At 66.4% G+C, this 12,782-nt stretch carries 9 protein-coding genes; 6 read left to right on the top strand and 3 right to left on the bottom strand.

Annotated features, from left to right (window positions below; genetic code table 11):
- Positions 1-198: 198 nt before the first annotated feature.
- A complete protein-coding gene (locus JANGC3_RS0121305) occupies positions 199-2,475 on the top strand; it encodes a TonB-dependent receptor (protein WP_017878515.1) in 2,277 nt (758 codons plus the stop codon).
- An 80-nt stretch (positions 2,476-2,555) separates the two neighbouring features.
- Here JANGC3_RS0121305 and JANGC3_RS0121310 read toward each other — a convergent pair whose 3' ends face one another.
- The 3 genes from JANGC3_RS0121310 to JANGC3_RS0121320 are packed head-to-tail and all read right to left on the bottom strand — an operon-like array spanning position 2,556 to position 5,535.
- A complete protein-coding gene (locus JANGC3_RS0121310; RefSeq protein ID WP_017878516.1) occupies positions 2,556-3,464 on the bottom strand; it encodes a LysR family transcriptional regulator in 909 nt (302 codons plus the stop codon).
- A 7-nt stretch (positions 3,465-3,471) separates the two neighbouring features.
- Positions 3,472-4,395 carry a pseudouridine-5'-phosphate glycosidase gene (locus JANGC3_RS0121315; protein ID WP_017878517.1) on the bottom strand — a complete coding sequence of 308 codons (924 nt, stop codon included), beginning with the start codon at positions 4,393-4,395 and terminating at the stop codon, positions 3,472-3,474.
- A gap of 3 nt (positions 4,396-4,398) precedes the next feature.
- Positions 4,399-5,535, bottom strand: coding sequence for a carbohydrate kinase (locus tag JANGC3_RS0121320; protein WP_017878518.1), 1,137 nt, complete (start codon positions 5,533-5,535; stop codon positions 4,399-4,401).
- Positions 5,536-5,903: 368 nt separating this feature from the next.
- Between JANGC3_RS0121320 and xapA the strand changes: the two genes are divergently transcribed.
- The 5 genes from xapA (at position 5,904) to deoA (ending at position 12,769) form a co-directional block, all read left to right on the top strand.
- Positions 5,904-6,743 carry a xanthosine phosphorylase gene (gene xapA / locus JANGC3_RS0121325; RefSeq protein ID WP_017878519.1) on the top strand — a complete coding sequence of 280 codons (840 nt, stop codon included), beginning with the start codon at positions 5,904-5,906 and terminating at the stop codon, positions 6,741-6,743.
- Between the two features lie 32 nt (positions 6,744-6,775).
- The gene (locus JANGC3_RS0121330; RefSeq protein WP_026133299.1) at positions 6,776-7,969 is read left to right on the top strand and encodes a phosphopentomutase; all 1,194 of its coding nucleotides are present in this window, start codon (positions 6,776-6,778) and stop codon (positions 7,967-7,969) included.
- On the top strand, positions 7,966-8,922 hold the full coding sequence (deoC, locus tag JANGC3_RS0121335; RefSeq protein WP_026133300.1) for a deoxyribose-phosphate aldolase: 957 nt from the start codon (positions 7,966-7,968) through the stop codon (positions 8,920-8,922). The genes JANGC3_RS0121330 and deoC overlap by 4 nt, the downstream gene beginning before the upstream one ends.
- A gap of 12 nt (positions 8,923-8,934) precedes the next feature.
- Positions 8,935-11,319 (top strand): aldehyde dehydrogenase family protein, encoded by a 2,385-nt coding sequence (locus JANGC3_RS0121340; RefSeq protein ID WP_442789081.1) that lies wholly within the window; start codon positions 8,935-8,937, stop codon positions 11,317-11,319.
- A 127-nt stretch (positions 11,320-11,446) separates the two neighbouring features.
- A complete protein-coding gene (gene deoA, locus JANGC3_RS0121345) occupies positions 11,447-12,769 on the top strand; it encodes a thymidine phosphorylase (RefSeq protein ID WP_017878523.1) in 1,323 nt (440 codons plus the stop codon).
- Positions 12,770-12,782: the final 13 nt, after the last annotated feature.

A 12,782-nucleotide genomic window follows, 5' to 3' on the forward strand; every position in this document is an offset into this window, starting at 1 on the left:
ATTTTGTGATTTTCAGTGAATATTTTTCCTGCTAGCATGACCAATACTTTGCATTTTGCAAAGCCGGAAACTGTCAAAACGGCCTGTGTTGGAGGTGCGTTTGCGCATCCCGGCAGACCCGCCGAATGCCCGCGCCGCGCCGCCCAAGAGCCGCTGTACAGAGTTGAAACTGGTGTTTACCCCCATAGGAGTTGGTCGATGATGAAAACAAATGAGAACAATCCGCCGCGCCGGCATGCCGCGCGTTCGCTGATCGCGCTGGCGGTGGCCGCGGCTTTCCCGCTGCACGCGGCGATCGCCCAGGAAGCGCCGGAGGCCGCCAAGGCCCAGCCCGGCCAACTGGAAACGGTGATCGTCACCGCGCAGCGTCGTTCGGAAAACATCAAAGACGTGCCGATGGCCATCTCCACCATGAAGGGCGAGAAACTCGACGTATTGACCGCCGGCGGCCAGGACGTGCGCTTCATGTCGGGCCGCACGCCGAGCCTGAACGTGGAATCCGAGTTCGGCCGCTCCTTTCCGCGCTTCTACGTGCGCGGCCTGGGCAATATCGACTTCGACTTGAACGCCTCGCAACCGGTCGGCCTGGTCTACGACGACGTGGTGCAGGAAAATCCGGTGCTGAAAGGCTTCCCGGTGTTCGACGTGGAGCAGATCGAAGTGCTGCGCGGCCCGCAGGGCACGCTGTTCGGGCGCAACTCGCCGGCCGGCGTGGTCAAGTTCGAGTCGGTCAAGCCGACCAATAAGCGGGAAGGTTACTTTAGCGGCGGCCTGGGCAACGACGGCGTCGTCAACCTGGAAGGCGCCTACAACCTGCCGCTGAACGAACAATGGGCGGCCCGCGTCTCGCTGCAATCGCAGACGCGCGACGACCGCGTGCGCAATCCGCGTTCGACCGGCACCCAGGAACTGGAAGGCTACGACGACAAGGCCGCGCGCCTGCAACTGTCGTTCAAGCCGAGCAAGGACTTCGGCGCCTTGTTCAATGTGCACCACCGCAAGATGGAAGGCAGCGCCACCTTGTTCCGCGCCAACATCATCAAGAAGGGTAGCAACGAACTGGTCGACGGCTTCGACTACGACAACTACCCGACCGACGGCATCAACGACCAGACCCTGACCAGCACCGGCACCAGCCTGCGGCTGCGCTGGGACCTCGACGGCGTGACCTTGCATTCGATCAGCGGCTACGAGAAGGCCGAGTATTCCAGCCGCGCCGACGTGGACGGCGGCTACGGCGCCTCCTACGCGCCGCCGATGGGTCCCGGGTTTATCCCGTTTACCGCCGAAACCGGCGACGGCTTGCCGAAGCACCGCCAGTTGTCGCAGGAATTCCGGGTCGAGTCGAACACCAAGGAGCGCCTGCAATGGATCGCCGGCGTGTACGCGTTCAACGAGAAGATCACGGTCGACAGTAACAGCTACGACACGCTGAACCAGAATAAACTCAACGGTTTCGCGCAGCAACAGCAGGAAAGCAAGTCGTGGGCCTTGTTCGGTTCGCTGAACTATGCGATGAGCAATGTCTGGAAAGTGCGCGCCGGCCTGCGCTACACCGACGACCAGAAGGACTTCAGCGCCGTGCGCACCATGGATCCGCGCATACCATCGAGCTATGTTGGCGCCATCGGCCCGCTCACGGCCAAGCCCGAGTCGACCAACTACAGCTGGGACTTGAGCACCAACTACGAGCTGACCAAGGAAACCAATGTGTACGCGCGCATCGCCACCGGCTACCGCGCGCCGAGTATCCAGGGGCGCATCCTGTTCGGCGACACCATTTCGATCGGCGATGCCGAGAAGAACCTGTCGTACGAAGCCGGTATCAAGCAAGACCTGTTCAACAAGCGCGCGCGCCTGTCGGCCACGGTCTACCAGTACCGCGTGAAGGATTTGCAATTGACGGCCGGCAGCGGCGCGGTCAACCAGAACCGCCTCGTCAACGCTGAAAAAGCGGTTGGCCAGGGTGTCGAGCTGGACTTCCAGGCGATCCTGTCCGACGAGTTCCGCCTGACCCTGGGCGGCAGCTACAACGACACCGAAATCAAGGACCCGAACCTGTTCGTGGCGACCTGCGGCAACGGTTGCACCGTGACCTCGCCCGCCGGCCCCGGCGCCAACACCTCGCTGATCAACGGCAATCCATTGCCGCGCGCGCCTAAGTGGACCGGCAACGTCACGCTGCGCTACAGCAAGCCGATTGGCGAGGGCGAGTTCTACGCCTACACCGACTGGACCTACCGCTCGACCTACAATATGTTCCTCGACGAAGCCAAGGAATACACCGCCAAGTCGCTGGTCGAAGGCGGCCTGCGCGCCGGCTACAAATGGGCGGACGGCAAGTATGAAGTGGCCGCCTACGGCCGCAACATCACCAACAAGGTGCAGTTGATCGGCGCGATCAACTTCAACAACCTGACCGGCATCGTCAACGAACCGCGCAGCTACGGCGTGCAGTTCAAGGCCAACTTCTAAACAAGGGAGCGCCACCCCGCGGCCCCCGCACATCGCAAGGTGTGCGGGGGCTTTTTGCGTTGCAGGCGCGCTTGGCGCGGCTAGTCGGCGCGGGCCGGCGGGTTGATGATGTTGAGGAAGGCGCGCACCACCGGCGCGTCGTCCAGCGTGGTGTAGCTGATGTACAGGTTGGCGGACGGCGGGTTGGTCTTGATCGGCAGGAATACCACGCCGGGCCAGCCGATGCGGCTGGTGGTTTCCGGCAGCAGCGTGTAACCCAGGCCGGCGCCGACCATCGCCAGCAGCGTCTGCGGCTCGGACGCCTCCTGGAAAATGAAGGGCTGGAAGCCGGCCTTGACGCAGCATTGCACCAGGTAGCGCGGGAAGGCCGACTTGTCGAGCGCCAGCGTCAGCATCGGCTCGTGTTCCAGGTCGCTCAGCTCGATCGCACTTTCCTTCGCCAGCGCGTGGTGCTCGTTGACGGCCACGCAAACGTTTTCGCGGAAGCACAGCTCCTGGCGCAGGTTGTCGCGGCGCAGGTCGTCGTCGTTGAGCTTCGGCTCGCGCCAGAAGCCGACGTCGATCTGCTTGGCGCGCAGAGCCTCGTACTGCACGTTCGGGCCGGACTCGTGCAGCGTCCAGGTGACGCGCGGATACTTGGTTTGGAACTCTTCGAGCAGACTGGGAATCGGCCCCCACATGGCCGAGCCGACGATGCCCACGCGCAGCCGCCCAACCTCGCCGCGGTCGATCTGGCGGATCGTGTCTATCGTCATGCGCATTTTCGCCAGCAGGTCCGCGGCCTCCGACATCAGCGCCTTGCCGGCCACGGTCAGCTCGAAGGTGCGGGTGGTGCGGGCGAACAGGCGCACGCCCAGTTCGCTCTCCAGCTTCATGATCTGCTGGCTCAGCGGCGGCTGCGATATGTGCAGCCGCTCGGCGGCGCGGCTGAAGCTCTTTTCCTCGGCGACGGCGAGAAAATATTTTAACTGTTTCAGGTCGATGGACATGGCGTTGTTACGGCACCGCCCGATGGCTCAGCATGGCGCGCGCGAGCGCCGCGCCGACGCGGGCGTTGTTCTTCACCAGCGCGATGTTGGTGGCCAGGCTGCGCCCGCCGGTCAGTTGCTTGATGCGCGCCAGCAGGAAGGGCGTGACCTGCTTGCCCTTGACGCCGCCTTGCGCGGCCTCGGCCAGCGCCTGTGCGGTGATGGCGTCGATCTCGTCTTTTTGCATGGCGTCGGCGGCCGGCACCGGATTGCCGACCACCACGCCGCCCTTCAGGCCGAGCTGCCACTTGGTGTGGATGAAGGCGGCCTGCTCGGCCGGCGTGTCGAGCTGGAAGTCGGCCTGGAAGCCGCTCTCGCGCGTGAAAAAGGCCGGGAAGCCGCCCTGGCCGACCGCCAGCACCGGCACGCCGTGGGTTTCCAGGTACTCCAGCGTTAGCCCGATGTCGAGGATGGACTTGACGCCGGCGCACACCACCGCCACCGAGGTCTGCGCCAGTTCCTGCAGGTCGGCCGAAATGTCGAAGCTGGTCTCGGCGCCGCGGTGCACGCCGCCGATGCCGCCGGTGACGAACACGGCGATGCCGGCCAGTTCGGCGCAAATCATCGTCGCCGCCACCGTCGTCGCGCCCAGCCTGGCCTGCGACAGCACGTAGGGCAGGTCGCGCCGGCTGACCTTCATCGCGTCCGGCGAGGTGGCCAAGAGCTCCAGCTGGGCCGGCGTCAGGCCGATGCAGATCTTGCCGTCGATGGCGGCGATGGTGGCCGGCACGGCGCCGCCGTCGCGGATGATCTGCTCGACCTCCTGCGCCATCTGGACGTTTTGCGGGTAGGGCATGCCGTGCGAAATGATGGTCGACTCAAGCGCGACGACCGGCAGGCCGGCGGCGCGGGCGGCCGCCACTTCGGGGGAAAACGAGAGCAAATGGTGCATGGTTCAGTCCAGGGGAAAAAAAGTGGAGATCGGCTGCGACAGGTCGAAGCTATGGATTTCGTCGAGCACGTCGGGCGCTAGCAGCGGCGACACCGTGGCGTCCGATTCGAGCGTCATCGCGGCCACTTTCAAGCCGCGGCGGCAGGCCAGCTTCAAGTCGCCGCTGCTCTGGTATAGCGACCAGCAGACCGCGGCGGCGAAGGCGTCGCCGGCGCCGGTGACGTCGACCGTTTGCACCTCCAGCGCCGGCAGGTGGGCGACGCCGTCGGCGCAGCTGTAGTACACGCCGGCGCCGGCGCAGGTGACGATAAGGTGCTGCGCGCCCTGCGCCTGCACGGCCAGGCTGGCCTCGCGCACGGCGGCCTGGTCGGGCAGGGCGTGGCCGACCCGGGTTTCCAGCTCGCCGCGGTTGAGGATCAGCAGATGCAGGCCGCGCAGGTCGAGCGGCAGGTGGCGCATCTTCGGCTGCGACACCGCCACCAACACCAGCGGCACGCTGTCGCGCAGCGCGTCGGCCAGCAGCGAGGCGACGGCTTCGAGCGGCAAATTCAAGTCCGCCACCGTCAGCGCGGCGGCGGCGCGTTGCGGCGCGCGCCCGGCCAGGAACTGCGCCGTCAGCGCGTCGTACAACTGCATATCGGCCAGCGCCAGCACCATCTCGCCGCGCTCGTCGAGGACCGCCGTGTAGGTGCCGCTGCAGGTGTTGGCCAGGCGCAGACTGCCGCGCGTATCGATGCCGGCGGCCTCGGCGTGGGCTTGCAGCGCGGCGCCGGCGGCGTCGTCGCCGAACACCGTCAACAGCGCGGCCGGCACGCCCAGGCGCGCCAGGTTCTCGGCGATATTGCGGGCCACGCCGCCGAAGACCTCCTCGGCGCTGGCTGGGTTCGACGTGCCCATCTGCAGCGTCGCCAGCGTGCGCAGCTTGCGGTCCAGATTGGCCGCGCCGATGCACATCACCGGCCGGCTGTCGGGCAGCACGTAGGCGCGCCCGAGCAGGCGGCGCTCGCGCATCAGACCGGCGATATGGCCGGCCACGGCCGAGCGCGACAGGCGTAGCTCCACCGCCAACTCTTGCTGCGAAATGAAGGGGTTGGCGCGGATCAGCCCATACAACTGGTCTTTTTTCGAAAGGTCGGTCATGGCATAATGGGATTGTACAATTGTTAGTGATCGTAAACATATGTTTTACAGCTGTCAAACGAGGTTCCCTACGCTGTTGTCGCGTTCGCTCGTTTGGGGCTGTTTACGCTGTCTTATCATACGGCTTATTTATATTGGTTTTGTATAAATGTGGAAGAAAAATGGTATTTGCCATACATATGGCGGTTGATGCATAGTGACGTTCGATAGCAGTAGCTCCACCCAATTCGATGCATCCGCACCACGCTTGCGTACCAGACACGCAGTCGCCTCACACGGAGCCGGCGCGCCGCTCTTTTGCGCCGCTCTTTTTACTATCGCAGCGCATAGCAGCAACGAATTCATCTATTAAAATTACGAGGATAATCATGTCGAACAATTCCCCTTTCCACGCCGCCGAAATCATCCGCGCCCGCGCCCCCGCGAATTTCATGCCGCGCGTGGCGATGATCCTGGGCTCCGGCCTGGGCGTGCTGGCCGAGCAGATGAGCGACGCGGTGACGATCAGCTTCGATGAATTGCCTGGCTTCCCGATCAGCACCGTGCACGGCCACGCCGGCGAGCTGGTGGTCGGTACGCTGTCGGGCGTGGCGGTGGTGTGTATGAAGGGCCGCGGCCATTTCTACGAGGGCTACGGCATGGGCGTGATGACCAGCGCGATCCGCACCCTGAAGCTGCTGGGCTGCGAGATGCTGTTCGTGACCAACGCGGCCGGTTCGCTGCGCCCTGAAGTCGACGCCGGCAGTCTGGTGGCGATTACCGACCATATCAACCTGTTGCCGGGTACGCCGATGGTCGGCGCCAACGACGAGCGCTTCGGCCCGCGTTTCTTCAGCATGGCCAACGCCTACGACGCCGAACTGCGCGACATGGTCAAGGCAAGCGCCGCCGCCAACAGCATCACGCTGCACGAGGGCGTGTTCGTCGCCTATCCCGGCCCGAACTTCGAGACCGCCGCCGAAATCCGCATGATGTCGCGCCTGGGCGCCGACACCGTCGGCATGTCGGTGGTGCCGGAGGTGGTATCGGCGCGCCATTGCGGCTTGAAGGTGGTCGGCGTGTCCGTCATCACCAATCTGGCCGAAGGCATGTCGCCGTTTGCGCTGTCGCACGAGCAGACCCTGAAGTACGCCGCTATCGGCGCCAAGGATCTGGTCAAGCTGATTTTGGCCTTCCTGGCCGACGTCGCCGCCAAGCCGCAGGCTTGATAGCGTTTACCTCTTTTTAATCGAGCCCCATCATGTCACGCGCCTTTATCCTTTTGCTTGATTCCTTCGGCCTCGGCGCCACGCCGGACGCGGCCTCCTTCGGCGACGCCGGCGCCAATACCTTTGGCCATATCGCCAGCTGGGCCGCGGGACAGGGCAAGCCGATGTCCCTGCCCAACCTGGAGCGGCTCGGCCTGGCCGCCGCCGCCCATTTGGCTTGCGGCGAATGGGCCGAGGGCTTCGCGCTGCGCGACGGTTTCGGCGCCGCCTACGGCGCCGCGCGCGAGCGTTCGACCGGCAAGGACACCCAGAGCGGGCATTGGGAGATCGCCGGCGTGCCGGTCGATTTCGAGTGGGGCTATTTCCCGCGCACGACGCCGTCGTTCCCGGCCGAGCTGACCGCCGCGCTGCAGGCCTTGACCGGCGTGCCGGGCTTCCTCGGCGACTGCCACGCTTCCGGCACGGAGATCATCAACCGCCACGGCGACGAGCATGTCGCCAGCGGCAAGCTGATTATCTACACCTCGGGCGACTCGGTGATGCAGATCGCCGCGCACGAGGACTCGTTCGGCCTGGAGCGTTTATACGAGGTGTGCGAGGCGGCCTTCAAGCTGGTCGCGCCGTACAACATCGGCCGCGTCATCGCGCGCCCGTTCAGCGGCGCCAACGGCGACTACACGCGCACCTCGAACCGCCACGACTACGCCGTCGCGCCGCCGGCGTCGACGCTGCTCGACCACGTCAAGGACGCCGGCGGCGAGGTCGTCGGCCTGGGCAAGATCAGCGATATTTTCGCCGGCCAGGGCATCTCGCGCGTGGTCAAGGGCGTCGACAACATGGCCTTGTTCGACGCGCTGCTGACGGTCGCCGACGAGGTTGGGGACGGCTCGCTGACCTTCGTCAATTTCGTCGATTTCGACCAGGCTTTCGGCCACCGCCGCAACGTCCAGGGTTATTCGGACGCGCTGCACGAGATGGACGCGCGCCTGCCCGAGTTCGTCGCCAAGCTGAAACAGGGCGATCTGGTGGTCGTCACCGCCGACCACGGCTGCGACCCGACCTGGCCCGGTTCGGACCACACCCGCGAGCATATACCGATGATGTTCTTCGGCCCCGGCGTGGCCCCGCGGGCGCTCGGCATTTCCGACAGTTTCTCCGATATCGGCCAAACCCTCGCCCACCACCTGGGCGTGGCGCCACTTGCACATGGAAACAACTTGCTATGACAATGTCCCCCGACTTCAAGCGTAACGAAGCGATCGGCCTCGACCTCGGCTGGATCAACCAGATCCGCGTCAACCGCGCCGCCGCCGACCGCCGCGCCGCCAGCCTGGCGAACCGCCGCACGGTGAAGAAGGAATACCAGGCCGCCTGGCTGGTCAAGGCGATCCAGGTGATCGACCTGACCACGCTCGGCGGCGACGACACCCCGGGCCGCGTCGAGCGCCTGTGCATGAAGGCGCTGCGTCCGCTGCGCGCCGATTTGATGGCGGCGCTCGGCGTCGCCGACCTGAGCACCGGCGCGGTGTGCGTCTACCACGAAATGATCGCCCCGGCCGTGCGCGCGCTGAACGGCCGCCTGCCGATCGCCGCCGTCTCGACCGGCTTCCCGGCCGGCCTGACCAGCATGGAAACGAAGCTGCGCGAAATCGAATTGTCGGTCGCCGCCGGCGCCACCGAGATCGACATCGTCATCACCCGCCAGCACGTTTTGACGGGCAACTGGCAAACGCTGTACGACGAGATGCTGGCCTACCGCAAAGCCTGCGGCGACGCCCACGTCAAGGCGATCCTGGCCACCGGCGACTTGCTGACCCTGGAAAACGTCGCCAAGGCGTCGTGGGTGTGCATGATGGCGGGCGCCGATTTCATCAAGACCTCGACCGGCAAGGAGGGCGTCAACGCCACCATCCCGGTAGCCCTGACGATGGTGCGCACGATCCGCGAGTACCACGAGCAAACCGGTTTCATGGTCGGCTTCAAGCCGGCCGGCGGCGTCAGTTCGGCCAAGAGCGCGCTGCAGTATTTGACCCTGATGAAGGAAGAACTGGGCAACGCCTGGCTGCAGCCGCAGCTGTTCCGCATCGGCGCGTCGAGCCTGCTGACCGACATCGAGCGCCAGCTTGAACACTACGTCACCGGGAACTACTCGGCCAACCACCGCCACGCGCAACCTTAAAGAACAATCGTCATGCCAACAATTAACGAGATTCTCACGACTATGGACTACGGCCCCGCAGCGGAAAGTCAAAAAGAAGCGCAAGCGTGGTTGGACCAGCGCCAGCGCAAGTTCGGCCTGTTCATCGACAACGCCTGGAGCGAGGCGGGCGAGCTGTTCGCCTCCACCAATCCGGCCGACGGCACGCAGTTGGCCGAGCTGACCCAGGCCAGCGCGCTCGACGTCGACCGCGCCGTCGAGGCGGCGCGCCGCGCCCAGCCGCTGTGGCAGGGCATCGGCGGCCACGCCCGCGCGCGCGTGCTGTACGCGCTGGCGCGGCTGCTGCAAAAGCACGCGCGCCTGTTCGCGGTGCTGGAGACGCTCGACAACGGCAAGACCATCCGCGAAACGCGCGACGTCGACATGCCGCAGGCGGCGCGGCATTTCTACTACCACGCCGGCTGGGCCCAGTTGCAGGCCGAGGACTTCGCCGACTACCGCGCGGTGGGCGTGGTCGGCCAGATCGTGCCGTGGAATTTCCCGCTGCTGATGCTGTCCTGGAAAATCGCGCCGGCGCTGGCCGCCGGTAACACGGTGGTGTTCAAGCCGGCCGAATTCACCTCGCTGACGGCGCTGTTGTTCGCCGAGCTGTGCCTGCAGGCGGGCGTGCCGGCCGGCGTGGTCAACATCGTCACCGGCGACGGCCGCGTCGGCGAAGCCATCGTCACGCATCCCGGCGTCGACAAGCTGGCCTTCACCGGCTCGACCGAAGTGGGCCGCCTGATCCGCGTCGCCACCGCCGGCAGCGGCAAGAAGCTGTCGCTGGAACTGGGCGGCAAGTCGCCCTTCATCGTCTTCGAAGACGCCGACCTGGACGCCGCCGTCGAGGGCCTGGTCGATTCGATCTGGTTCAACCAGGGCCAGGTCTGCTGCGCCGGCTCGCGCCTGCTGGTGCAAGAGTCGGTGCACGAGCGTTTCCTGGCCAAGGTGCGCGCGCGCATGCAGAACCTGCGCCTCGGCTCGCCGCTCGACAAGTCGAGCGATATCGGCGCGTTGGTCGACCCGGTCCAGCGCCAGCGCATCGCCGCGCTGGTCGACTCGGCCCGCGCCGAGGGCTGCACCGTGTGGCAGCCCGCCTGCGAACTGCCGGCCGACGGCTCCTGGTTCCCGCCGACGCTGATCACCGGCGCCTCCACCTCGGCCGCCGTGGCGCAGGCGGAAATCTTCGGCCCGGTGCTGGTGGCGATGAGCTTCCGCACGCCGCCGGAGGCGGTCCAACTGGCCAACAACACCGTCTACGGGCTGGCCGCCTGCGTCTGGACCGAGTCGATCAGCCTGGCGCTCGACGTCGCGCCGCAGATCAAGGCCGGCGTGGTGTGGATCAACAGCGCCAACCAGTTCGACGCCTCCTGCGGTTTCGGCGGTTACAAGGAATCGGGCTTCGGCCGCGAGGGCGGCCGCGAAGGCATGCTGGAATATATGACGCCGCTGTCCGAGGACGCGCGTCCGGCCGCGCCGCCGCTGGAGCCGAAGGCCAAACCCAAGGCTGCGGCGGCGCCGGCCGGCGACGCCTTCGCCATCGACCGCACCGCGAAAATGTATATCGGCGGCAAGCAGGCCCGCCCCGACAGCGCCTACAGCCGCGCCGTGTTCGGCGCCGACGGCGCCTTCCTGGCCGATATCGGCGAGGGCAGCCGCAAGGACATCCGCAACGCCGTCGAGGCGGCGCACAAAGCCTCCGGCTGGAGCCGCGCGAGCGCGCACAACCGGGCCCAGGTGCTGTATTACATCGCCGAAAACCTGGCCGCGCGCGCCGACGAATTCGCCGCCCGCATCGGCGCCATGACCGGCGCTAAAAATCCGGAAAAAGAGGTGCAGGCGGCTATCGAGCGGCTGTTCTACTACGCCGCCTGGGCCGACAAGTACGACGGTCTGGCGCACCAGCCGCCGACGCAGGGCGTCACGGTGGCGCTCAACGAGCCGGTCGGCGTGATCGGCATCGTCTGCCCGAACGAGTCGCCGCTGCTGGGCTTTATCGCCCTGGTGGCGCCGGCCATCGCGCTGGGCAACCGCGTGGTGGTGGTGCCGTCGCAAGCGCATCCGCTGTCGGCGATCGACCTGTACCAGGTGTTCGACACCTCCGATTTGCCGGGCGGCGTGGTGAATATCGTCACCGGCGGCGCCGACGAATTGGCGCGCACGCTGGCGACCCATTCGGATATCGACGCGGTGTGGCGCCACGACGGCTCGGCCGAGGGCTGCGCCGAAGTGGAGCGCTTGTCGGCCGGGTCGCTCAAGCGCACCTGGGTCGGCGGCGCCAAGGGACGCGACTGGTATAGTACGGCGCAAAGCGGCGGCCGCGCGGTGTTGGCGCACGCCAGCCAGGTCAAGAACGTCTGGATTCCTTACGGCGTTTGAACAGCATCGACAGCAAGGGGCCGGATTCTCGCCGCAGGTATGCGCGTGGAGGTCCGGCCCGAATCGCTTTACAAATCGCCAAAGCGGCGCGCGCGGCTATCACCTTATCTTACAGGCGGACCAAGACATGTTTTTAACCCAAGAGATCATTCGTAAAAAACGCGATGGCGGCGCCCTGAGCGCGGAAGAAATCCAGTTCTTCGTGCGCGGTATCACCGACGGCGGCGTCAGCGAGGGCCAGATCGCGGCGCTGGCGATGGCGGTGTTTTTCAACGATATGAACATGGACGAGCGCGTCGCCTTCACGCTGGCCATGCGCGACTCCGGCGAGGTGCTCGACTGGCGCGGCCTGGACCTGCCCGGCCCGGTGGTCGACAAGCACTCGACCGGCGGCGTCGGCGACGTCGTCTCGCTGCTGCTGGGGCCGATGATCGCGGCCTGCGGCGGCTACGTGCCGATGATCTCCGGCCGCGGCCTGGGCCACACCGGCGGCACGCTCGACAAGTTCGACGCCATTCCCGGCTACTGCACGGTGCCCGACAACGCGCTGTTCCGCAAGGTGGTGCGGGAAGTCGGCGTCGCCATCATCGGGCAGACCGCGCAACTGGCGCCGTCCGACAAACGCTTCTACAGCATCCGCGACGTCACCGCGACGGTGGAATCGGTGGCCATGATCACCGGGTCGATCCTGTCGAAAAAACTCTCGGCCGGCCTGGACGCGCTGGTGATGGACGTCAAAGTCGGCAGCGGCGCCTTCATGCCCACCTACGACAAGTCGGTCGAGCTGGCCGAGAGCATCGTCGCCGTCGGCAACGGCGCCGGCATGCACACCTCGGCCCTCCTGACCGACATGAACGAATCGCTGGCGCCGGCCGCCGGCAACGCGCTGGAAGTGCGCTGCGCGATGGATTACCTGACCGGCCGCTCGCGTCCGGCGCGCCTGCACGAGGTGACGCTGGCGCTGTGCGCCGAAATGCTGGTGCTGGGCAAACTGGCCGGTGACGAAACCGAGGCGCGCGCCAAGCTGGTGGCGGCGCTCGACTCCGGCGCCGCCGCCGAGCGTTTCGCGCGCATGGTCAGCGCCCTGGGCGGCCCGGCCGACCTGGTCGACAACCCGGACCGCCACCTGGAACGCGCCCCGGTGGTGCTGCCGGCGCCGGCGCTGCAAGCCGGCTTCGCCAGCGCCTGCGACTGCCGCGGCCTGGGCCTGGCCGTGGTCGGCCTGGGCGGCGGCCGCCGCCGTCCAAGCGACGCCATCGACTTCGCCGTCGGCTTGACTGAACTGGTCAACCTGGGCCAGGCGGTCGCGCTCGGCCAGCCGCTGGCCATCGTCCACGCGCGCACCGAAGCGGCGGCGCGGCAGGCCGTGCGCGAAGTGCAGGCCGCCTACGCCATCAGCGCCATCGCGCCGGCCGCGAACCCGGTCGTGTACCGTTCGATCCGCCCATAACCTGCCAAGGACA

It is taken from the genome of Janthinobacterium sp. CG3, assembly GCF_000344615.1.
GTDB lineage: Bacteria > Pseudomonadota > Gammaproteobacteria > Burkholderiales > Burkholderiaceae_D > Janthinobacterium.